20 protein-coding genes and 1 tRNA gene are annotated in these 22,314 nt (G+C 71.3%); 5 read left to right on the forward strand and 16 right to left on the reverse strand.

From position 1 onward, the window contains the following. Positions 1-48 precede the first annotated feature (48 nt). The 3 genes from ACGF5O_RS11980 to ACGF5O_RS11990 form a co-directional block, all read right to left on the reverse strand. Entirely contained in the window at positions 49-1,926 is a 1,878-nt protein-coding gene (locus ACGF5O_RS11980) for a sel1 repeat family protein (protein WP_393809770.1), read from the reverse strand. A gap of 264 nt (positions 1,927-2,190) precedes the next feature. Then, positions 2,191-2,264: transfer RNA gene (locus ACGF5O_RS11985), tRNA-Met, on the reverse strand. A 55-nt stretch (positions 2,265-2,319) separates the two neighbouring features. After that, complete coding sequence (locus ACGF5O_RS11990) at positions 2,320-5,310, reverse strand: UPF0182 family protein (RefSeq protein WP_393809771.1); 2,991 nt, start codon at positions 5,308-5,310, stop codon at positions 2,320-2,322. 166 nt (positions 5,311-5,476) lie between these two features. Here ACGF5O_RS11990 and ACGF5O_RS11995 point away from each other — a divergent pair, with 166 nt between their 5' ends. After that, complete coding sequence (locus ACGF5O_RS11995) at positions 5,477-6,019, forward strand: PPA1309 family protein (protein ID WP_393809772.1); 543 nt, start codon at positions 5,477-5,479, stop codon at positions 6,017-6,019. A gap of 99 nt (positions 6,020-6,118) precedes the next feature. On the opposite strand, the gene ACGF5O_RS12000 is transcribed toward ACGF5O_RS11995, so the two are convergent. From ACGF5O_RS12000 to ACGF5O_RS12015, 4 genes are all read right to left on the reverse strand, one after another. Then, on the reverse strand, positions 6,119-7,216 hold the full coding sequence (locus tag ACGF5O_RS12000) for a PDZ domain-containing protein (protein WP_393809773.1): 1,098 nt from the start codon (positions 7,214-7,216) through the stop codon (positions 6,119-6,121). A gap of 80 nt (positions 7,217-7,296) precedes the next feature. Further along, complete coding sequence (locus ACGF5O_RS12005; RefSeq protein ID WP_177232951.1) at positions 7,297-7,461, reverse strand: hypothetical protein; 165 nt, start codon at positions 7,459-7,461, stop codon at positions 7,297-7,299. Between the two features lie 116 nt (positions 7,462-7,577). Beyond that, complete coding sequence (locus tag ACGF5O_RS12010) at positions 7,578-8,039, reverse strand: molybdenum cofactor biosynthesis protein MoaE (RefSeq protein WP_393809774.1); 462 nt, start codon at positions 8,037-8,039, stop codon at positions 7,578-7,580. Between the two features lie 271 nt (positions 8,040-8,310). After that, the gene (locus ACGF5O_RS12015) at positions 8,311-9,423 is read right to left on the reverse strand and encodes an SDR family oxidoreductase (protein ID WP_362595698.1); all 1,113 of its coding nucleotides are present in this window, start codon (positions 9,421-9,423) and stop codon (positions 8,311-8,313) included. A 192-nt stretch (positions 9,424-9,615) separates the two neighbouring features. On the opposite strand from ACGF5O_RS12015, the gene ACGF5O_RS12020 reads away from it, so the two are divergent. Next, a complete protein-coding gene (locus ACGF5O_RS12020; protein WP_393809775.1) occupies positions 9,616-11,043 on the forward strand; it encodes a zinc-dependent metalloprotease in 1,428 nt (475 codons plus the stop codon). Next, positions 11,040-11,561: an NUDIX hydrolase gene (locus ACGF5O_RS12025; protein WP_393809776.1), complete on the forward strand. Its 522-nt coding sequence runs from the start codon at positions 11,040-11,042 to the stop codon at positions 11,559-11,561. Before ACGF5O_RS12020 ends, ACGF5O_RS12025 begins: the two co-directional genes overlap by 4 nt. A gap of 55 nt (positions 11,562-11,616) precedes the next feature. Here the strand turns inward: ACGF5O_RS12025 and ACGF5O_RS12030 are convergent, their stop codons facing one another. The 4 genes from ACGF5O_RS12030 to ACGF5O_RS12045 form a co-directional block, all read right to left on the reverse strand. Continuing rightward, positions 11,617-12,372: an AIM24 family protein gene (locus tag ACGF5O_RS12030; protein ID WP_384032525.1), complete on the reverse strand. Its 756-nt coding sequence runs from the start codon at positions 12,370-12,372 to the stop codon at positions 11,617-11,619. A gap of 17 nt (positions 12,373-12,389) precedes the next feature. After that, positions 12,390-13,070 (reverse strand): AIM24 family protein, encoded by a 681-nt coding sequence (locus tag ACGF5O_RS12035; protein WP_089098886.1) that lies wholly within the window; start codon positions 13,068-13,070, stop codon positions 12,390-12,392. 11 nt (positions 13,071-13,081) lie between these two features. After that, positions 13,082-14,770, reverse strand: a complete 1,689-nt coding sequence (locus ACGF5O_RS12040; RefSeq protein WP_393809777.1) for a TerD family protein — start codon at positions 14,768-14,770, stop codon at positions 13,082-13,084. Between the two features lie 137 nt (positions 14,771-14,907). Next, positions 14,908-15,504, reverse strand: coding sequence for a M48 family metallopeptidase (locus ACGF5O_RS12045; RefSeq protein ID WP_393809778.1), 597 nt, complete (start codon positions 15,502-15,504; stop codon positions 14,908-14,910). Between the two features lie 237 nt (positions 15,505-15,741). Here ACGF5O_RS12045 and ACGF5O_RS12050 point away from each other — a divergent pair, with 237 nt between their 5' ends. Both ACGF5O_RS12050 and ACGF5O_RS12055 read left to right on the forward strand, forming a co-directional pair. Then, positions 15,742-16,947, forward strand: a complete 1,206-nt coding sequence (locus ACGF5O_RS12050) for a TOMM precursor leader peptide-binding protein (RefSeq protein WP_393809779.1) — start codon at positions 15,742-15,744, stop codon at positions 16,945-16,947. Beyond that, complete coding sequence (locus tag ACGF5O_RS12055; protein ID WP_393809780.1) at positions 16,940-18,382, forward strand: ABC1 kinase family protein; 1,443 nt, start codon at positions 16,940-16,942, stop codon at positions 18,380-18,382. The genes ACGF5O_RS12050 and ACGF5O_RS12055 overlap by 8 nt, the downstream gene beginning before the upstream one ends. A gap of 12 nt (positions 18,383-18,394) precedes the next feature. Here the strand turns inward: ACGF5O_RS12055 and ACGF5O_RS12060 are convergent, their stop codons facing one another. From ACGF5O_RS12060 to ACGF5O_RS12080, 5 genes are all read right to left on the reverse strand, one after another. Further along, on the reverse strand, positions 18,395-18,607 hold the full coding sequence (locus ACGF5O_RS12060; RefSeq protein ID WP_393809781.1) for a hypothetical protein: 213 nt from the start codon (positions 18,605-18,607) through the stop codon (positions 18,395-18,397). 136 nt (positions 18,608-18,743) lie between these two features. Beyond that, positions 18,744-19,070 carry a hypothetical protein gene (locus ACGF5O_RS12065; protein ID WP_393809782.1) on the reverse strand — a complete coding sequence of 109 codons (327 nt, stop codon included), beginning with the start codon at positions 19,068-19,070 and terminating at the stop codon, positions 18,744-18,746. Next, positions 19,067-19,435 (reverse strand): WhiB family transcriptional regulator, encoded by a 369-nt coding sequence (locus ACGF5O_RS12070; protein ID WP_010984500.1) that lies wholly within the window; start codon positions 19,433-19,435, stop codon positions 19,067-19,069. Before ACGF5O_RS12070 ends, ACGF5O_RS12065 begins: the two co-directional genes overlap by 4 nt. 172 nt (positions 19,436-19,607) lie before the next feature. Beyond that, complete coding sequence (locus ACGF5O_RS12075) at positions 19,608-19,925, reverse strand: hypothetical protein (RefSeq protein WP_393809783.1); 318 nt, start codon at positions 19,923-19,925, stop codon at positions 19,608-19,610. Between the two features lie 164 nt (positions 19,926-20,089). Continuing rightward, positions 20,090-22,285: an ATP-dependent DNA helicase UvrD2 gene (locus ACGF5O_RS12080; RefSeq protein ID WP_393809784.1), complete on the reverse strand. Its 2,196-nt coding sequence runs from the start codon at positions 22,283-22,285 to the stop codon at positions 20,090-20,092. Between the last annotated feature and the right edge of the window lie 29 nt (positions 22,286-22,314).

The following is a 22,314-nucleotide window of genomic DNA, read 5'->3' on the forward strand; positions in this document are numbered from 1 at the left end:
CCGGTCTACCGCCCTGACCTGCGAGAACGACCTGCGAGAACGCCCGGCCTACGCCGACAGCTCCTCCCGCAGGGCGTCCCGGAGCCGCCCCGCCCGTTCGGTCACCTCCGCGGGACCCAGCGCCACCGCCCGGTCGGCCCACCGCTGTCCCACCGCGAGCTCGCCACGACGCGCGTAGACCAGGGCGAGCCGCAACGCCGCCCGCCCGTGCCCCGCGTCGGCGGCCCGCTCCCACCACACGGCCGCCTCCGGCTCGCTGCCCTCCCGGGCCAGCAGCAGCCCGAGGTTGAACGCGCCGTTGCGCGACCCGGCCTCTGCCGCCGTCCGGTACCAGCGCGCCGCCTCCACGACGTCCCCGCGCGCGGCGGCCAGCATCCCGACCCGCACCTGGGCCCGCCGGTGCCCCTGCGTGGCGGCCCGCTCGTACCACTCCTCGCACTCGGTCTTCACGTTCAGGGACGACTCCCCGAGCTCGTGCTCGGAGACCGCGGGACGGCGTGCGTCGAGGACCGCGGCGAGCCGGTAGGCGGCCTCGGCGCTGCCGCCGCCCGCCGCGCACCGCAGATGGCGCTCGGCCGTCGCCTCGTCGCCCTCGCGGAGCCGGGCGATGCCGACCTGGAGGGCCGCCTCCGTGTGCCCGGCGGCGGCCGCCCGCTCGTAGCAGCGCAGGGCCACCCGGTCCTCGCCGCGCCCGGCGTAGAGGATCCCGAGGTTGAACGCGGCGTCCACGCTGCCCGCCTCGGCGGCCTTGGAGAACCACGGCTCGGCGCCGCTCGTGTCGCCGACCTGGAGCAGCAGGACGGCGAGCGCGTTGGCGGCCTCGCGGTGTCCGGCGTACGCGGCCCGCCGGTACCACTGCTCGGCCTGCGCGGTCCGTCCCTGCTCGACGCAGAGCAGGGCGAGGTTGTACGCCCCGTTGTCGTCGCCTGCGTCCATCGCCGCCCGGTACCAGCGCTCGGCGGTCTGCGTCTCGCCGCGTTCGGCGTGCAGCGCGCCGAGCGCGTTCGCCGCGTTGCCGTCGCCGTCCTGCGCGGCGCGCAGCCACCACACGGCGGCGCTCTCGGTGTCCCCGGCGTCACGCAGCAGGAAGCCGAGCGCGCAGGCGGCCCTGGCCTCGCCGTCCTTGGCGGAGGTCAGGTACCAGCGCCCGGCCTCCTTGAGCCGGCCGCGCCTCTCCAGGATCGCGCCGAGGTGCAGCGCGGCCCGCCGGTGGCCGCGGGCGGCGGCCTGCCGGTACCACTGCTCGGCCTCGGCGGCCTCCGCGGCCCCTGCGACGGTCCCGGCGGTCCCAGCGACCCCGACGTTCGCGGCGGGCGCGGCGGGCTCCGTGTCGACACCGTTGTCGGCCCCGGTCTCGCCCTCGTTCACGGCCGTCTTGCGGTCGAGTGCGCGCGCCAGCCGGTAGGCCGCCTCCCGGTGCCCGCGCTCGGCGGCGGCCCGCATCCACTGTCCGGCGTCCGTGTCCCCACGGTGCTCCAGCAGGTCGGCCAGCGCGTACGCGCCGAGCGCGTGGCCCTGTTCGGCGGACTGGCGCAGCCAGTACTCGGCGGCGGGTTCGTCGCCGCGTTCGCGGTGGTGGCGGCCCAGCGCGTGGGCGGCGGCGGCCGATCCGGCGACGGCGGCGATCCGCCACCAGCCGGCGGCCTCCTCGGGGTAGCCGCGCTGGTGCAGCAGCACACCGAGGTTGTTGGCGGCGGCCCGGTCGCCGGCGGCGGTGGCCGCGCGCAGCCGGGGCTCGGCTCCGTCGAGGTCGCCACGGCGCAGCAGCATGGCGCCGAGCACACTCATCGACTCGACGTCACCGGCCTCGGCCTGGATGAGGTGACGTGCCTCCTCAGCGGCCTCGTCGCGGGTCGGCTCCTCGCCCGAAGGCTGCACAAATCGCCCTGTCTCGAACAGAGTTGCCTTGTCCCCCATAACGTTCATCGTCGCACCACCTGCAACCTGGGTACACCACGTATACCGCAGACCGTGAGGTCACTTCAGCGTTTTGTCGACATGCCCACAGAACGACAAGTCAAACACATCTCCGCCAACTCCCCACAGCGGCACGGCGACCCGGCCGTCGGTACATGCGTTCGCCGCCCGTCCGGACACCGGGAGCCGTTCGGCCGGACATCGGGGGAGGTCCGACTGTCCGCGCACGCGCGAAGGCCCGGATCCCAAGAGGATCCGGGCCTTCGACTTCAGTAGCGGGGACAGGATTTGAACCTGCGACCTCTGGGTTATGAGCCCAGCGAGCTACCGAGCTGCTCCACCCCGCGCCGTTGTGGTTCAACCGTATCACGGCGCGGGCCGGGCTTGATCACCTGCCGGAGGTCAGCCGCTCGGACTGGCGCTCGCGCCGGGACTCGGACTGCTGCCGGCGCCCGCACTCGCGCTTGCGCTCGGGCTGGGGCTGCTGCTCGCCGTCGCACCGCCGTCGGCCTTGTCGGCCTTCGACTGCGCCTCCTCGGCCCGCTTCAGCGCGTCCCGCAGCTCGTCCTGCGCCTTGCCGTACGCCGTCCAGTCGCCCTTCTTCAGGGCCTCCTGGCCCGCCTCGAAGGCCTTCTGGGCGTCGTCCAATGCCGCCTGGACCGTGGGGTTGCCGGACGAGGTCGGCGGCGAGGTCGTCCCGGTGTCCGAGGACCCCGTATCGGAACCGTCCGTGCCGAACACCTTGTTGAGCGCCTCGTCGAGTGTGTTCTCGAAGACGGTCTTGCCCTCGTAGGTGACCAACACCTTGCGCAGCAGTGGGTACTTGACCCCGGCACCGCGGACGTAGACCGGCTCCGCGTACAGCAGGCCGCCGTCCAGTGGCACGGTCAGCAGATTGCCGTACTCGACCTCGGAGTCGCCGCCCTTGAGGAGCTTGATGGCGGCCGCGATCTCCTGTTCGGAGTTGAACTTGCTCTGGACCTGTTTGGGTCCGTCGACGGTCGTACTGGTCGGCAGTTTCAGGATTCTGATCTTGCCGTAGTCCTTCGAACCGGCCTCGGAGTCGACCGACATGAACGCGCTGAGGTTGTCCCGGCCGTTGGGCGTGAACGTCGTCGACAGCGAGAACGTCTGGGCGCTCTGGTCCGGCATCTTCATGCTCAGGTAGTACGGCGGCACCGCGTCGCCCGACTTGTTGGTCGGGTCGTCGGGCACCTGCCACACCTCGCTGCCGGTCAGGAACGTCTGGGCGTCCGTCACGTGGTAGCGGGTGAGCAGTTCGCGCTGCACCTTGAACAGGTCCTGCGGATACCGGAGATGGTCCATCAGGTCCTGCGAGATGGCGCTCTTGGGCTGCACCGTGCCCGGGAAGGCCTTCATCCAGGTCTTCAGCACCGGGTCCTCGGTGTCCCACTGGTAGAGCTTGACCTCGCCGGTGTACGCGTCGACGGTCGCCTTGACCGAGTTGCGGATGTAGTTGACCTGGTTCTGCTGGGCCACCACCGCGCGCGAGTTGTTGGTCGCGGTCAGCGAGTCGGCGGTGGTGTCACCGAGGGTCGTACGGGAGGCGTAGGGATAGCCGTTCGACGTCGTGTAGGCGTCGACGACCCACTGGATATGGCCGTCCACGACCGCCGGGTACGCGTCACCGTCGATGGTCAGCCAGGGGGCGACCGCCTCGACCCGTTCCTTGGGCGTGCGGTTGTACAGGATCCGCGAGCCCTTGCCGATCGCGCCCGAGTACAGGATCTGCGGCTCGTTGAACGCCACCGCGTACGCGGCGCGGTTGATCGGGCTGGAGAGGCTGACCCCGCTCTTGCCCGCGTAGCTGGTGAGCTTCTCACCGTCGTCGTCGGAGTAGTCGATCTCCTTCTGGGGACCGCCGACGATCGAGTACGTGTTCGTCTTCTCGCCGTAGTAGATGCGCTGCTGGTACGTGCCCAGGTCGCCCGTGGACGGCAGGTCGGACTCGGTGAAGACCGGCTGGCCCTGGTCGTCGGCCTCGGTGCCCTTGGCGGCGACCACGCCGTAGCCGTGGGTGTAGCGGAAGTGGTCGTTGATCCAGTTGTTCTTCGGGATGCCGGCCAGGTTCAGCTCGCGCAGCCCGATGACGGTGTCCTGGACCTTGCCGTCCTTGGAGTAGCGGTCCACGTCCAGGTTGGTCGGGAACGCGTAGTAGTTCCGCATCTGCTGGAGCTGCTGGAACGTGGGCGAGACGATGTTCGGGTCCATGATCCGGATGCTCGCCGTGGCGTCGACGTCGTCCCGGAGCTTGGTCTTGTCCGTGGTCGTGCTCGTGCCCTTGTACTCGGTGACCTTGGTGTCGTCGATGCCGTACGCCTCGCGGGTCGCCTTGAGGTTCTTCTGGACGTACGGGGCTTCCTTGGCCTGCTCGTTGGGCTGGACCTGGAACTTCTGGACGATCGCCGGGTAGAGGCCGCCGATGAGGATCGCGGACAGGACCATCAGGCCGAAGCCGATCACGGGCAGCTGCCAGGTGCGCCGCCACAGGGTGGCGAAGAACAGCAGCGCGCAGATGACGGCGATGCAGAACAGGATCGTCTTGGCGGGCAGATAGGCGTTCGCGTCGACGTACCTCAGGCCGGTCCAGTTTCCGGTGGCCTTGAAGTCGCTGGACTTCACCGCCAGTCCGTAGCGGTCGAGCCAGTAGGCGACCGCCTTGAGGGCGACGAAGAGGCCGAGCAGCACCGAGAGGTGGCCGGTCGCGGCACCGGTGGCGCGCGCGCCGGGGCTGGTGACGCGCAGCCCGCCGTACAGGTAGTGGGTGAGCGCGGCGGCGATCAGGGAGAGGATCGCGGTGGCGAAGCCGAAGCCCAGCAGGAAGCGGTACCAGGGCAGGTCGAAGGCGTAGAAGGAGACGTCGAGGTGGAACTGCGGGTCCTTCTGGTGGAAGGGCACGCCGTTGACCCACATCAGCCAGGTGCGCCACTGGCCGGCCGCGGACGCGCCGGCGATCAGCCCGACCAGCGCGGTGACCGCGAGCAGCAGCCACTTCTTGTACGGCGCGATGCCCATCCGGTAGCGGTCGAGGCTCTGCTGCTCCATGGACATGGCGCTCAGCGGGGGGCGCAGCCGGTGTGCCAGCCAGATGTTGAAGCCCACCGCGGCCGCCATCAGCAGGCCGAAGACGGAGAACAGCCCGATCTTGGTCCACAGGGTGGTGGTGAACACCGAGGAGTAGTGCACCGACCGGTACCAGAGCCAGTCCGTCCAGAAGCCCGCGAACATGGTGAACGCCATGCCGAGCGCGGCAAGGACGCCCAGTGTCAGGAGCAGGGTCCGGACCCGCCGGGACGGACGTCCGGTCGCTCTGATCCGTGGCCCCGTCGGGCCTCCGCCGCGGTCCGGCATCTGGAAAGCCAAGGTGCGCACCTCGAAGTTCGCTGTTTGATCCGCTGTTGATCCGCTGTTGTTGCGTCAGGCCCTCTTGTTCACGGGCCGGACGTGGCCCCCTGTGATCGCGGGGCCACACCTATGCAACTTACTCACGGCTTACTCGGTTCCCGATTCCGGCCATGAACGAGGCAGGATTGTGACCATGTCCAACACTCCCATGGCAGCGAACCCGCTCACCCGGGCCGTACTCGAGATCGACGAGTACGCCTCCGGCCTCGGCTGGGACCAGCCCGCTCGCCTCTTCGCCCTCGTCGACACCGTACGGCTGCGCGCCCAGGAACCGGCTCTCGCCGCCCAGCTCGGTCTGGAGGACGAGTCCGCGACCACCGGCCTCACCCCGATCGAGCAGGACGAAGTGCCAACGGACAAGGCGCTGGACGAGTTCCTGGGCACCATCGCCTGGCCGGACCCGGTGGTCGGCTGCGCCCTCACGGTGGAGCGGCTGATGCTGCCGCCGTCCGCCGAGTCCCAGGTCCCCGAGGGCCTGAGCGAGGCGAAGCTGGCCAAGTGGGTGGCGAGCCACCCCGAGCGCCAGGAGGTCCGGATGACGGTCGCGGTGCTGCGCGACGGCAGCCGCGACTCGGCGGTCCGGCTGCGCGAGAAGGACTCGCCGACGGAGGTGCTCACCGGCCCCGACCTGGTCCCGGGCCTGGCGGACGCGCTGAGGGCGACCTTCGAGGACTGAGGCCGTCGCCGGACGGCCGCAGACGGCTGCAGACGGCCTGCGCACGGTGCCGGGGCGCCCCTCGTCAGGAGGGGCGCCCCCGGCTGCCGGTGGGCCCGCTCAGCCCTTGGCGGTGCACTTCGGCAGGGCGCCGGTGTCCCCGCTGCGGATGTCCTTGAGGGCGCCGAGGGCATCGCCGATGGTCTTCACCTTGACGAGGGTGAGCCCGCTCGGGGTGCCCTTGGCCGCCTCGGCGCAGTTGTCGGCCGGGGTCAGGAAGTACTGGGCGCCCTTGCTGCGCGCGCCGATGGTCTTCATCGAGATGCCGCCGATCGGACCGACCGTGCCGTCGTCGTCGATGGTGCCGGTGCCGGCGACGAACTTGCCGCCGGTGAGGCTGCCCGGGGTGAGCTTGTCGTAGATCCCGAGCGAGAACATCAGCCCCGCGCTCGGTCCGCCGACGTCGGCGAGCTTGATGTCGATGGAGAACGGGAACGTGTGATCGGTCCCGGCGGAGATCCCGACGATGGCGCGCTTCTCGCCGCTGTCGTCCGAGGTGGTCGTGGTGACCGTGACCTTCTGGGTCTCGGTGGCCGTCTTGTTCGCCTTCTCGGCGGCGGCCTGCGCCTTGACCGGCACGACGGTGAAGACCACGTCCTGGCCGGGCTTGTGCTTGGTCACCAGGGTGGCGACGTCGGCCGGCTGCTTGACCGCGGTGCCGTCGACGGCCTTGATCACGTCACCGGCGTGCAGCTTGCCCTCGGCCGGCGAGCCCTTGAGGACCGTGGAGACAATCACCCAGGACTTCACCGGGACGCCCAGCTCCTTCAGCGCGGCGACCTTGGCGCTCTCCTGGGACTCGCTGAATTCCTCGGCGTTCTCCTGGGTGGACTGCTGCTCCGTCTTGCCGTCCGGGTAGAGCGTGTCGTGCGGCACGACCTTGTTGTCGTGCGAGAGCCACCCGTAGACGGCCTCGACGAGGTTCATCTTGTAGTCGGCGCTGGTGACCCTCACCGTGGTCATGTTCAGATGCCCGGAGGTCGCGTAGGTCTTGTGACCGGAGATCTGCAGCACCGGCTCGCCGTCGTGGTCCCCGAGCGTGTTCACGGTCGGGCCGGGAGACATCTCCGAGTACGGCACGTTGATGAGCACTCCGGCGCACAGGAGCGCGATCAGCATCAGGGTGGAGGCGAGCATCGTCGCGGTGCGGCGTGGCATGCGAAGACAGTACGGGACGGGTCTGTCAGCGCACCGTCAGGGCCACCGGTCACACGCGCCCCGGCCGCCCTCGGCCGCTCTCAGCCGCCGGAGCGGGACTTCTCCATGGCCTCGCGGAAGCGCGCGTACCCGTCGAGTTCCGGCCCGTCGCTGCGCGCCCTCCTGGTCCGGTTGGCCCAGCTGCCCCACACACCGGCACCGACCGCCGCCACAAGCGGAATCAGCAACCAGACGAGCGCCGCCATGCCGACCTCCCAACCCCATGAGCGTCCGCGACTGACTGATCAGCAGATTAATCATCCGCACTGACAACGCTCACGCGAGGGGTACGGTTACGCAAGCGGAGGCCGGACAGGGTCCTTCAGCAGGCCCCGACCCATTCCTCCGTCCCATCCGAGAACTTCTGGTGCTTCCAGATGGGCACCTCGTGCTTGAGGTCGTCGATCAGCTTTCGACAAGCTTCGAAGGCGTCCCCCCGATGCGGACACGACACACCGACGACCACGGCGAGATCACCCACCCGCAGGTCCCCCACCCGATGCACGGCGGCCAGCGCCCGTACCGGGTACTCGGCGACGACCTTCTCGGCGATCCGCCGCATCTCGTCCTCGGCACTGGGGTGACACGAATACCCGAGCGCGTCCACGTCGGCGCCCCCGTCGTGATTCCGCACGGTCCCCACGAACAGCGCGATCCCACCGGCCGCGTCGTCCCCCACCGCCGCGAACACCTCGTCCACGGAGAGCGCACTCTCCCGAATCCCGATCAGCTTCACGGGATCGTCGGCACCGCGCTCCCCAGGATGATCACTCACACCAGTCATACCCCCATCGTGCCGCAAGCCCACGACCACACGGAATACGACCAACACCAGGCACACGCGCGTGCAGGTTTGGAGACTCCTACAGCCCTGTCCGACACACTGTTTTCGACAGCCCGTCCGCACCCCCTCCAGCCCGTCCGGCGTTCGCGGACGAGGCCGGAGGCCGATGCGGGGGTCCGGGGGCGGCAGCCCCCGAACCGGGCGGTCGCAGGGGGCCCACCCCCTGGAGGGACGGGACGGGTAGGGGCGGCGGGGGCGGAGAACCCCGCCCTCAGATCCGCCGCCGAGCCTTCCGCGCCCGCCGCACCACGGCCGCCGCCCCGAGCAGCGCCACCGTCGCCCCCGCGGCCCCCGCCGCCGTCGCGTCCTTGCGCCCCAGCCGCCGCCCCACCACCGTGTGCCGCCCGGCCACCTCCTCCAGCAACTCGGCCAGCACCTCCTCGTTCGTCCACCCCGGCCGCCACCCGGCGTCGTGCAGCCGGCTCCCGCTCACCACCCACGGATACATCGTGTACGCGAGATCCCCGGCCGGCGACGGCGTGAGACCGATCCGGTGCAGCCGGGCCGCCGCCCCCAGCGCCACCGCCGACGGAAGTTCCATCCGCCGGGTCCCGCTGAGCTCCTCGACCTCCTCCTGCTCCAGCCACCCGTCGCACCCGACGGCGAGTTCCCCCTCGACCTTCTCCAGGACGGCGTACTCCAGCGCACTGCACAGGTCCTCGACGTGACAGAACTGCCAGGCGGGCCGCGACCCGGCCACGACAAGCAGCCGAGGCGACTCGAAGTACCTGGTCAGCGCGGTATCGGTGCCCCCGACCAGCACCGCGGGGCGCACGACCGTGACGTTGAGCCCCGGATGCGCGCGGGGCGCCCGGCGCGCGAGCCGCTCGATCTCCAGCAGGTCGCCCACGCCGGTGGCCTCCGCGGTGGCACGCAACTCAGCGTCCTCCGACAGCGGCAGTTCGTTGTCCGGCAGCGCGCCGTAGACCATCGCGGAGGTGCACAGCACCACGCGGTGCACCCCGGCCGCGGCCGCCGCGGTCAGCACGGTCTGCGTCCCGCGCACGTTGTAGGCGGTGCGTGCCGCCGGATCGGTCTCCAGGTCCAGGTCGAGCGCGAGGTGCACCACCACGTCGGCCCCGCGCAGCTTGTCCGCGATGGCCGGATCCCGCACGTCGAGGATGTGCCACTGGGCGTCAGCGCACTCCCCGCGCCGCTCGTCGATGGCGATGACCTGCCTGACCTCCCCGGACGCGGCCAGCCGCTCGGTGAGCAGCGCGCCGACCCCGGTCGCGGCGCCGGTCACGGCGACGACGGGCCCGCGCACCGCGGGAGGGGTTGAGTGGTTTCGCGCTGCGCGAACCTGCGGATCTGGGGAACTCACCGGGCGTCTCCAGCGGTTGTCTTCAGTACGAGCGTGAGTGACGCGTACGTACCAGGTGGCATCCATCCTGCCGCAGGCCGACTGTCGGCGAAGCACCGAGGCCCGATCGGGTCGGGGTGTCTACGCTGGGTGGTGTTGTCGGGCAGCCGCGCCGCCGGAGAGAACCGGTGGCCTTACCAGCCGAGGATTCCCGTGAGTGACACCCCATTCGGTTTCGGCCTTCCGCCGGAGGAGCCGGAAGACGGCGACGAGGGCAAGAAGAGGGACCAGCAGAGCGGTGGTGGGCAGGGACCGGCCAACCCGTTCGGTTTCGGCACACCCGGAGCCGGCGGCTTCGGCAGCCCCGGCGCCGACAATCCGTTCGCTGCCATGTTCGGTTCGCTGAACCCCACCGACCTGGGCGCGGCCTTCCAGCAGCTGGGCCAGATGCTCTCGTACGAGGGCGGTCCGGTGAACTGGGACATGGCCAAGCAGATCGCCCGCCAGACGGTCTCCCAGGGCACCTCGGACGGCGTAAAGGACGCGAGCGTCGGCCCCGCCGAGCGCACCGCGGTCCAGGAGGCCGTCCGGCTGGCCGACCTGTGGCTCGACGACGCGACGTCGCTGCCGTCGGGTTCCGGTTCGGCCGTGGCGTGGTCGCGTGCGGAGTGGGTCGAGGCGACGCTGCCCGCCTGGCAGGAGCTGGTCGACCCGGTCGCCGAGCGGGTCGGCGCCGCCATGGGCGACGTCCTCCCGGAGGAGATGCAGGCCATGGCGGGCCCGCTGATCGGGATGATGCGCTCGATGGGCGGCGCCATGTTCGGCACCCAGATCGGGCAGGCCGTGGGCGTGCTCGCGGGCGAGGTCGTCGGTTCGACCGACATCGGCCTGCCGCTGACCCCGGCCGGCAAGGCCGCGCTGCTGCCGGTGAACATCGAGGCGTTCGGCAAGGACCTCGGCGTGCCCAAGGAGGAGGTGCGGCTCTACCTCGCGCTGCGCGAGGCGGCCCACCAGCGCCTGTTCGCGCACGTGCCGTGGCTGCGCTCGCACCTGTTCGGGGCGGTCGACGGGTACGCCCGCGGCATCAAGGTCGACACGGCCAAGCTGGAGGACGTGGTCGGCCAGTTCGACCCGCAGAACCCCGAGCAGCTCCAGGACGCGCTCCAGCAGGGCATGTTCCAGCCGGAGGACACGCCCGAGCAGAAGGCCGCCCTGGCCCGTCTGGAGACGGCTCTGGCGCTCGTCGAGGGCTGGGTCGACGCGGTGGTCCACGCGGCCGCGAAACCGCGTCTGTCGTCCGCCGACGCGCTGCGCGAGACCCTGCGCCGCCGCCGTGCCACGGGCGGCCCCGCCGAGCAGACCTTCGCCACCCTGATCGGCCTGGAGCTGCGTCCGCGCAGGCTGCGCGACGCCTCCCGGCTGTGGGCCTCGCTCACCGACGCGCGCGGTGTCGACGGCCGTGACGCCCTCTGGGCCCACCCGGACATGCTGCCAACGGCGTCCGACCTGGACGACCCGGACGGCTTCGTGCACCGCGAGCAGCTGGACTTCTCCGAGCTGGACAAGATGCTCGGCGAGGCCGCGGAGAAGCCCGACCTGCGCAAGAAGGACGACCAGGACAAGGGCGACGACACCGAGTGAGCCTGCACGACGACGCGGCCCTCGTTCTCAAGGGGTACGAGGGCCAGGACGAGCTGCGCCAGGCCTACCTGGACCACCTCGCGGCACACCCGGACGGCATGTGGAAGGCCTGTCACGCCGGCCATGTCACGGCGAGCGCGCTGGTCGTCGACCCCGAGCACGGCCGGGTGCTGCTGACCCTGCACAGGAAGCTGCGGATGTGGTTGCAGATGGGCGGCCACTGCGAGCCGGGCGACGCCACGCTGGCGGCGGCGGCCCTGCGGGAGGCGACCGAGGAGTCCGGCATCCCGGGGCTGACACTACTGCCGGGCGGCCCGGTGCGCCTGGACCGGCACCCGATCCCGGCGCCGTGCCACTGGCACTTCGACGTCCAGTACACGGCCCTCGCCCCGCGCGGCGCCGCCCACGCGATCAGCGACGAGTCCCTCGACCTGCGCTGGTTCGCCTACGACGAGGTACGGGAAGTCGCCGACGATTCGGTCGTACGGCTGCTGGAAGGGACCCGCGCGCGGCTCTGATCCGAACGCGGGTAAGGGGCGCCGGCCAGTGCGGGCGCCCCTTACATTTTGACGGTCAGCTCCAGGCGTTGCCCTGGTTCATCCCGCGCGCTCCCTGCTGGCCCATCCCGAACTGGGCGGCGACGCCCTGACCGATCTGGGCGTGCTGCGGCGGCAGCAGTTCACTCGGTTGGACCAACGCGAAGCCACTTCCCATGAAGCTCAGCTCCCAGCCCTCCCCGGTGCTGCCGCGGCGCCGCCACACGCCCGAGGAATGGGTCTGGGCCTGCATCTGGACGCGCAGCCCGGTGGACCAGGCGACGATCGCGTCGGCGTCGCAGTTCACGTACTTGTCGGGCGTGACCTGCATCAGCAGCGGCGCGCCCGAGGTCATCAGGGCGACCTGACCGCGTCCGGTGATGTTGAGCTGGTACTTCCCGGACCCGGAGATGCCGTAGAGGCTGTCGACGGCGACGACCTCGTAGTGCAGCGAGGAGTCCATGGCGAGGACGTAGCCGCTGTCCACGGTGAGGCCGTCCTGCTCGACGTCCAGGACGTGGATGTGCTGGGCCAGGTTGGCGAAGTAGACCGTGCCCTGCCCGTGGCAGCGCATCAGGTCCAGGCCCTCGCCGGTGTACGCACGCGCGCGTGCCTGGTTGTGGCCCTGGTACTCGGCGTCGAACTCGACGAGCCCCTGGTAGGCGACCATGGTGCCCTTGCGGGCGAGGATGTCGTCGTGGCCCTCCAGGACGACCCGCAGCATCTGCTTGTTCTGCAGGCTGTAGCGATCCCTGGCCTGGGAGTCGTTGAAGGCGAAAAGCGGGCTCTGCATGGTTTCCTGACTCCCCCTCAGCCCCGGAACCGGAGGCGGTCGGTGCTGTCCTCGCTGGGCTGGACGACGACGATGCCCTGGCCGGAGAAGGCCATCTGGTAGGCCTCGCCGCTGCCGCGGCCGATCAGCGACTGCGCCTTGAAGCTGCGCTTGCCCTTGACCTTCAGGTTCGGGGACCAGGCGACCAGCGCGTCCGGGTCGACGTACGTCTCGTCCTCGCCGCCGCCGCAGTCCACGACGATCGGCTTGCCCCGGGAGGTCAGCGCGACCCAGCCCTGCCCGGAGATCTTGGTGTTCCACAGCCCCTGCCCGGCGAACTTCGCGAGCCCCTTGACCCGCTCCACGCCCCACGTCAGGTGCGCGTCGAAGGCGAGCAGGTTGGTGGCGTTGACGGAGATGCCGTCGCCGTTGAGGTTGATGACGACGACGTTCGCGCCGTAGTCGGCGAGGTAGAGCAGACCGTCGCCGGAGCACTTCATCAGGGGCGCGCCTTCGCCGGTCATCCAGTCCCGGGCGATCTGGCGCACGGCCGGCGGGTTGGGCTCGTACTGCACGAAGCCCTCGTAGGCGACCATCGACCCCACGCGCGCGAGGAGGTCGTTCCCGGTCTGCATGGCGACCTTCAGCATGTGGTCGCCATGGTTGTCCATGCGGGCGGTGACGGGTGCGGGGGCGTAGCCCGCGAGCGGCTGGTTCATGACGGGCTCCCTCAGACCTCGTACGGCTGGACGACGATGAAGTTGCCGGGAGCGCCCCGGAACTGCAGGTTGACGCTCTCGCCGGTGTCGCCCGGGTAGGCGTTGCGGCGCATCCGCACCTGGCTGGAGACGATCACCTGGGAGGCGGCCGACCATGCGACGATCGCGTTGCAGTCGGCGAACGTCGTCGGCGTCACCGGCAGCACGACGGGCGTGCCGTGCGTCTTGACGACGATCGTGCCGGTGCCCTGGAACTGCATCGTGAACAGCGCGCCGCCGGGGATGCCGTGCCCCTCGATGCGGCGGACCTCGTACTGGAGGCCCTCGTCGAAGGCGAGGACGCTCTCGGCGGAGACGCAGATCGCGTCGCCCTGGAGCTCGATCGGGTGCAGGTTGGCGGAGTTCTCGGCGAAGAACACCTGGCCCTGGCCGGTGCAGCGCATCAGCTGCATCTCCTGGCCGGTGGCGTTGCCGACGATCCGGCCGGCGAACCCGGCGCCCTTGTAGCCGAAGTCGACCTTGCCCTGGTAGAGCACCATGCTGCCCTGCCGGGCCAGCACCGGCTGGCCGCCCATGCCCAGGTCGACGCGGATGAGCTTGCTGTTCTGCGGGGTCCAGCGCTGCCCGGTGGGCGTCTCCTTGAACTTCTGGAGCGCCGCCCCGACACCGGCACCGCCCTGGGGGGCGCCCTGCGGGACCGCGTAGCTCTGCTGCCCCTGCCCGGGGACCTGTCCCGGGACCTGGCCGAACGGCGGCTGCTGACCGTAGCCCGGGGGCGGGGTCGGGGCCTGGGGCGCCTGCGGGTATCCGGGCGGCGGGCCCGGAGCCTGCGGGGGCGCCGGGGGCCGGCCGTAGCCGGGCGGCGGCGCGGGCGCACCGGGCGCGGGCGGCTGGCCGTAAGGCGCGGGTGCCGGGGCCGGGGGCGGCACGGTGCCGCCGACGGGCGGGGTCATCGGGGCGATGACGGTGGGCGCGCCGTGCATGTTCGGGGCCGGCACGGGGCCGGGGGCCGGAGGCGGGGTGAAGCCCTGGGGGGCGGGTGGGGCGGCGGGCGCGGGCGCCGGGGCGGGAACCGGCGCGGGGCCGGCCGGGGCGGCGAACGCGGGCGGCGCGAATCCGGGCGCGGCCCCGGCCTGCGACGGCTGCGGTTCGGGCGCGGCGGGCGGCTCCTCCTCCATCACCTCGCCGCCGAAGTTCTTCAGCAGCGCCTCCAGACCGCCGTCGAAGCCCTGGCCGACGGCGGCGAAGCGCCACACGTCCTTCAGGTAGAAGTCGCCGAGCATCACGGCGCGCTCGGTGGAGAACTCCGAGCCGTTGAAGGAGTACCGGGCCACCTCCTCGCCGCCCGCGACGATCCGGAGGTATCCGGGCGCGACCTGCGACATCTGCCCGGCGCCGTCGAGGGTCGCCGTGAACGCCAGCTTCTGGATCTGCGACGGGATCCGGTCCAGCGTGATCCGGAAGGACTCCGTGTCGCCCGCCTGCGCACCCAGCAGCTGGATGGACTCCTCGGGCGACTTCGGCTGGTTGAAGAAGACGAAGTAGCGGTCGTCCGACAGCCGTTCGTCCGCGTCGAGACCGAAGCAGCTGATGTCGAAGGTCAGCCCGGGGCCGGCGATCTGCACGCCTACGTACAGATCCGTGCCGGCCGTGAGGTCACTGATCCTGGCCTTGTGGCCGCGTTGGAATTCCCTGGCCATGCGTTACGACCGTCCCCCATCCCGAATACGAGTGCGTCGCGCCAGGCTAACGGCTAACTCGGACATCGGAAGAAGTCGGTACAGACCCGGTACACAACCGCGCTCAGCGACCCCGGAGGGAGCGTTGCCGTGGTGTGTCACTCATCGCGCGCGCCGGGCACGTGGGGCAGCCGGTCGGCCGCGACCACCCCTTCGAGGTAGCCGCGGGCGCGCTCGGTCCGCGGATACGCCTCCAGCAGCCGCCAGAAACGGGGGCCGTGCCCCGGCACCAGCAGATGCGCGAGCTCGTGGCAGAGCACGTAGTCGACGACGTACTCGGGCATGCCCTGCAGCCGGTGCGAGAGACGGATGCTGCCCTCGGAGGGGGTGCACGAGCCCCAGCGGGTGTTCTGGTTGGTGACCCAGCGCACCGAGGCGGGCCTGGCCCGGCCGCCGAAGTACTGGCCCGACAGCCGCTCGGCACGCTCGGCCAGTTCGGCGTCGCCCAGCACTCGCTTGCTCTCCTGGGCGGCGAGTTTGTTGAGCATGACGGTCACCCAGCGTTTCTCCTCCGCCTCGGACATCCGGGCGGGGATCAGCACGACGGTGCGATCGCCCTCGCGGTACGCGGAAACGGTCCGGCGGCGCCGGGCGCTCCTGCGAACCTCGATCGCGCTCGCCCCCAAGCCGCTGGGCGGCTGGCTCGTCGTGCTGCGCTGTGGCTTTCCGGCGCGGTGCAGTGGGTCGGCGGGCACGCCCCGACGTTACCCGCTGCACACGGGGGAAGTCCCGGGTCCGGGACGGTTCGGTGCCGATCCCCCACCATGCGTCTGATTTGTACGACGAATACTCACTGCCTGTGGACAACTTTCGGCGCCCGCCTGGCGGCCCCGGCATGCTGGCACTCGTCGGCGGAGCGGGACCGGAGCGGGACCGGCTCCACCGGCACACGGGGACGTTCTGTGACCTTTCGACGGCTACGGGGGCCTGTCATGCATCCGTTGGTGAAGCCCGCGCTGCGGCGCGGCTGGCGCGACCTCAACACCGTGCAGTTCGGGATGACTCCCGCGCACGCGATGACACTGGGGCCGATGGACACGGCGACCGGGAGCTTCCTGGACCTGCTCGACGGCGCCCGCGGGCTTGCACTGCTGCGCGAGGAGGGGCGGCGCATGGACCTGCCGGACGGTCATGTCGACGCGCTGGTGGAGCGGCTGTCCCGGGCCGGGCTGGTGGACGACGCGCGGGGCGGCGGGCCCGCCGCGGAGACCCTGCGCGAGAAGGAGGAGGTGCTGGAGCGGCTGCGTCCCGATCTCGCCGCGCTCTCCCTGATCACTCCGGAGCCGGGCGGTGCGATCGACCGGCTGGCGGCCCGGCGGGCGCTGCGGGTGCGGGTGCAGGGCGCGGGCCGGGTCGGGGTCACGCTGGCCGCGCTGCTGTCGGGCGCCGGCGTCGGCGAGGTCGACGTGCGGGACGTGGGCCGCGTCCAGCCCTGGGACGTCGCGCCGGGCGGGCTGCCGGCCGAGGCGGTCGGCGAGACCCGTGCCGAGGCCGCGCGCAAAGTCGTCCGCCGGGCGGCCCCGGACCGCCCGCCCCGCCGCCCGGACCCGGCCGTGGCGGAGCCCGGCCTGGCACTCGTGGTCATCGCCCCGCGCGACGACGTCCTGGTGCACGCCCCGGACGCGCGCGCCGCCGAGCCGCTCATGGCCTCGGGGACCCCTCATCTGTACACGGGCGTCGTGGAGGGCACCGGCGTGGTCGGCCCACTCGTCCTGCCCGGCGGGACGGGCTGTGCCCGCTGTCTGCACGAGCACCGCACGGACCGGGATCCGGCCTGGCCGCGCCTGATCGCCCAGTGGCGGTCCGGGCAGGCGCGCCGGGTGGGCGCCTGCGACCAGACGCTGGCGGCGGCCGTGGCCGGGCTGGCCGCCGCGCACGCCCTGGCCTTCCTCGACGGGGAGTCGCCGGCCGTCACGGGGGCGCGCTGGGAGGCGTCCGTGCCGGTTCTGCACTGGCACGCGCGGCCGGTCTGGCCGCACCCCGCATGCCCGTGCGGAGCGGCGGAGAAAGCCAAGGGGGAACACTCCTCAACCAACGGGGATCCACACGCGACAATGGTGGTGCAACGGCCGTCGGCGGAGCGACGAGAGCACGCGGACGCGGCGCGGCCGACTGGGACTTGGAGGGCTCATGTCTGATCTTCCCCGGAAGGCGGTCACCCGGACCGCCAAGCTCGCCGCGCTCCCGCTCGGCTTCGCCGGCCGGGCGACCTGGGGTCTGGGCAAGCGCATCGTGGGCGAGTCCGCGGAGATCGTCGGGCGCGAGCTCCAACAGCGCACGGCGGAGCAGCTGTTCAAGGTCCTGGGCGAGCTGAAGGGAGGGGCGATGAAGTTCGGGCAGGCGCTGTCCGTCTTCGAGTCGGCCCTCCCGGAGGAGGTCGCCGGCCCCTACCGGGCGGCCCTCACCAAACTCCAGGACGCCGCGCCGCCGATGCCGACCCGCACCGTGCACGCGGTCCTCACCGAGCGCCTCGGGAAGGACTGGCGTGAGCTGTTCCTGGAGTTCGAGGACAAGCCCTCGGCGGCGGCCTCGATCGGTCAGGTGCACCGTGCGGTGTGGCAGGACGGCCGGGCGGTGGCGGTCAAGGTGCAGTACCCGGGGGCCGGCGAGGCCCTGCTCTCCGACCTGGGCCAACTGAGCCGTTTCGCACGCCTGTTGGGGCCGCTGATCCCCGGTATGGACATCAAGCCGCTGATCGCGGAGCTGCGCGACCGGGTCTCCGAGGAACTGGACTACGCGCTGGAGGCGCAGGCCCAGGCGGCGCACGCGGCGGAGTTCGCGGGCGACCCCGATGTGGTGGTGCCGGCGGTGGTGCACCAGTGCGACCAGGTCCTGGTCACGGAGTGGATCGACGGAATACCGCTCTCCGAGATCATCTCGGCGGGTACCCAGGAGCAGCGCGACCGAGCCGGTCAGCTGCTGGCCCGCTTCCTGTTCTCGGGCCCGGCCCGCACCGGCCTCCTGCACGCCGACCCGCACCCCGGCAATTTCCGCCTGCTGCCCGGTGGGCCGGAGGACGAGGAGCAGTGGCGTCTCGGCGTGCTGGACTTCGGCACCGTCGACCGTCTCTCCGGCGGCCTGCCCAGCCCGATCGGCGACTCACTGCGGATGACGCTGGACAGTGACGCCGAGGCGGTCTACGAGCTGCTGTGCGCGGAGGGGTTCGTCAAGGAGTCCATAGAGCTGGACCCCGACGCCGTCCTGGACTACCTGCTGCCGATCATCGAACCGGCACAGGTCGACGAGTTCACCTTCACCCGCAACTGGATGCGCAGCCAGGCGGCCCGTATCGCGGACCCCCGCAACCCCGCCCACCAGCTGGGCAAGCAGCTCAACCTGCCGCCGGCCTACCTCCTGATACACCGGGTGACCCTGAGCACCATCGGCGTGCTCTGCCAGCTGGGCGCGACGGTACGGCTGCGGGAGGAACTGGAGGCATGGCTGCCGGGGTTCGTGCCCGAGGAACTCGAAGAGCTCGCAGAAGGCGAAGAGGCCGAAGAGGTCACGGAGGGCGTGGCGGGCGGAGCCGCGGGGGAAGTGGAAGCGGCCGAGGCAGCCGTGGAGGCGCAGTAGCGGGCGCCGGGCTCACCACCAGGACGAGTCGAGCCGGCCCTCGATCGCTCTGAGGTTGTCCCTGGAACAGGCCTCGCAGAAGAACTGGCGGACGCCGTTCTCCACCGAGCAGGTCCAGGTCACGGGCGGGGGGCCGTCGGCCGGGGTGCCGCAGCGGGCGCACGCGAGCGAGTGGGGCTCCGTGGCGGAGCCGCCGTGATCACTGCCTCCGGGAAGACTCGTCACCTGGTGACGATAACTCCGCCGCGGGTGGATCAGCGGGCACAACGCACCGCGGGGGCCGGTCCGTTCGGCCGGACCGGCCCCCGCGGGGAGCTTTCGCCTCCCGAGGCCGGGAGGCCACCGCTTCAGGTGTACTGGGTTACTGCATCACGGCGATGGCGAGCGCACGGCGGGCACGCATCGAGGCGCGCTCGGCCCGGCGCTGCATCCGGCGAGCGGTCGCCAGGCGCACGGCCCGGCGTTCCCGCTCGGCCTCGTGCAGTCGCTCGTGCATATGCGCACGAGCCAGGGCTTCTGGGATGAGTTGCATCTCTCGGGTCCTGTTCTGACGCGAGCCGGTGTCGGTACCGGCAGTGGTGAAGTCTGGGATCGCGGAGCCTGCGGGCTCGCTGGTGGACGGCTTCATCGGGGCCTGCTTCTTGGGATCGTGCGTGAGGGGGCGGTCGATCGTTCCGAGGATGTTCATGCCGTGACCGGGTTCTTGCGCGGGCGGCCACGCGGCCGCTTCCGGGCGACGACGACGCCCTGGACGAACAGCTCGCCACCCCAGACGCCCCAGGGCTCACGCCGCTCCTTGGCCCCGGCGAGGCAGGCCTCGATCAGCGGGCAGGTCCGGCAGAGGGACTTGGCGTACTCGACGTCCGCCGGCGACTCGGCGAAGAAGACCTCCGGGTCGTAGGAACGGCAGGGGACGGGTACGCCGAGGTTCTCGATGGCGTCGTCGAGCGCGGTGAGCGCGGTGAGCGGGATCAAGGTGGAGTCCTCCGTGAGGCCGGGCGGGGGGATCGTTTCGGAAGGCGGTACGGACGGGGCGTGCGCTTCGAGTTGCACGGCTGTTGTTCCTCGTCTGGTCGTGCCGGTCGGGTTGGACCGGTTGGCGGCTGGTACCGGGTTCTGCTCTTGCCCCGAGGCCCCTTCGCTCCGCTCTCCCTGTTCAGGGAAAACAGAAGGGCCGCGGATCCCGGATGGGGTTCCGCGGCCCTGAAGGCGCCGGCCTGATCGATCAGGCTGGATCACTCCAGGGTTCTGGCCCACGGAAGGCCCACATCAGGTGGTGCTGCGTCGTCTGCTTCCGGCTACCGGCACCGGCTGCCGTAAAGGCATAGGCCTTGGCCTGTGCCGCTACTGCTTCCAGTGCCTTGGTCGGTCGCTCATTGCGCTCACGGACGGGAAGACCCGCGAGAGAAACGGAGGACGCCGGACGCACGGCAGGAATGCCGGACAGACCGGTGCCCAGGTTGGAGACGCCGAGCATGCACACGGAGACGGCCGAGAGATCGGTCATTTTGGCCGCGCTGATGTTGGTCTCGATGCTGATCACTGGACTCGCCTCCTCTCGGCGTCTAGGGGACCGGTGTTGAGCCGATCCACTCGGATATGCAAGTACAACACGGAACTGGGCCTTCGAGAAGGCCGCCGCTTCCGTGCCTAGAACCTATGGGGATTGCTGGGGCATGCGCAAACTATTTTTTCGACGAGTTCTCATCAGTCCCCCGCTTCTCCTCCCTCGGGCTCCTGGCCTGCGCATATGGCCAGAACATCGGCGCCGTAACGGTTGAGCTTGCGCATGCCGACGCCGGGGATGCGGGCCAGCTCGCGGTCGTCGTCCGGAGCGCTCTCGGCGATGGCCATCAGCGTCCTGTCGGTGAAGACGCAGAAGGCCGGCTGGCCGCTGAGCCGGGCCTGGTCGGCACGCCATTCGCGCAGCCGCTCGTAGAGGCCCTCGTCCATGTCGGACGGGCAGCCGTCGCAGCGCATCAGCTTCATCTCGCCGGCGTCGGTCAGCGTGCGTCCGCAGACCCGGCACCGGGCGGGGCTGCGCTGGGTGCGCCGGGGCGCGGTCACGGGGCCGCCCGTGAAGCCGCGTTCGACACCTCCGCCACCGGCGCCGCCAGCACGGCCGACGGTGCCGGTGGAGCCGGGACGCAGACCGTCCAGGAAGTGACTGGGCCTGCGGCCGGGTCTGCCGCCGGGGGTGCGGGAGAGGGACCAGGAGACGTGGAGCCGTTCCCTGACGCGGGTCACGCCGACGTAGAGGAGACGGCGTTCCTCCTCGATCTGTTCGTCGGTCTTCGCGTAGCTGATCGGCATCATGCCCTCGGCGACGCCGACCAGGAAGACGACGTCCCACTCCAGGCCCTTCGCCGAGTGCAGGGAGGCGAGGGTGACGCCCTGGACGGTCGGGGCGTGCTGGGCGCCCGCACGCTCGTCGAGTTCGGCGACGAAGTCGGCGAGGGTGGCGGCGGGCCGGGCGGCGGCGACGTCGTGGGCGAGGTTGACCAGGGCGGCCAGCGACTCCCAGCGTTCCCGGACGGCACCGGAGCCGGCCGGCGGCTCGGTCGTCCAGCCCTCTCCGGAGAGCACGGCACGCACCTGGGAGGGCAGGTCCACGGTGTCGTCGAGCAGCGCGTCGTTGCCGCCGAAGCGGGCCGCCGCGCGCAGGGCCACGCCCGCCTTGCGCACCTCGGGCCGGTCGAAGAACCGCTCGGCGCCGCGCAGCTGGTAGGGCACACCTGCGTCGGCGAGGGCCTGCTCGTAGGTCTCGGACTGGGAGTTCGTACGGAAGAGGATGGCGATCTCGGCGGCCGGGACTCCCGCGTCGACGAGTTCACGGATACGGCGGGCGGCGCCCTCGGCCTCGGCGGGCTCGTCGGTGTACTCGGTGTAGACGGGCTCGGGTCCGGCGGGGCGCTGGGAGATCAGCTCCAGGCGGTGGTCGGCGGCCCGGCCGCGTGCCTGGGCGAGCAGCCCGTTGGCGAGGTGGACGACCTGGGGTGTGGAGCGGTAGTCGCGGACCAGCTTGACCACGGTCGCCCCGGGGTGGCGGGTGCGGAAGTCGAGCAGGTGGTCGGGTGTTGCTCCGGTGAACGAGTAGATGGTCTGGCTGGCGTCGCCGACGACGCACAGGCTGTCGCGGTCGCCGAGCCACAGCTCCAGCAGCCGCTGCTGGAGCGGGCTGACGTCCTGGTACTCGTCGACGACGAAGTGCTGGTACTGGGCGCGGACCTGGTCGGCGATGTCGTGCCGGTCCTGCAGGATGCCCACGGTCAGCAGCAGGACGTCCTCGAAGTCGATGACCGTGCGGTCACGCTTGAGGTCCTCGTACGCCGAGTAGAGCTGGGCGATCTCGGCGGGGTCGCGGGGGACCTCCCGGCCTGCCTTCACAGCTGCAATGGGGTAGTCGGCGGGGACCGTCTGGGTGACCTTGGACCACTCGATCTCGGCGGTGACGTCCCGCAGCTCGCCCCGGTCGAGGCGGATACGGCAGGCGGCGGCCGCGTCGGCGACGAGCTGGATCTTGCGGTCGACGAGCCGGGGCAGGGAGCCGCCGATCGCTTTCGGCCAGAAGAACTGGAGCTGGCGCAGCGCGGCCGAGTGGAAGGTGCGGGCCTGCACCCCCTGGGCACCGAGCTGGCGCAGCCGGCCGCGCATCTCCCCGGCGGCGCGGTTGGTGAAGGTGACGGCGAGCACGCTGGACGGGTAGAGGATGCCGGCCCGCACCCCGTAGGCGATCCGGTGGGTGATCGCCCGGGTCTTGCCGGTACCCGCTCCGGCCAGCACGCACACCGGACCGTGCAGGGCGGTCGCCACCGCGCGCTGCTCGGGGTCGAGCCCTTCGAGCACCGCGTCGGCAGAGTCCGGTACCGGCGGGAAGAGGGAGGAGTGCGTTGCTGCTGTCACATGGCCATGCTGCCAGGTCGCCGGAGACG

It is taken from the genome of Streptomyces sp. NPDC048291, assembly GCF_043201715.1.
Classification (GTDB): Bacteria; Actinomycetota; Actinomycetes; order Streptomycetales; family Streptomycetaceae; genus Streptomyces.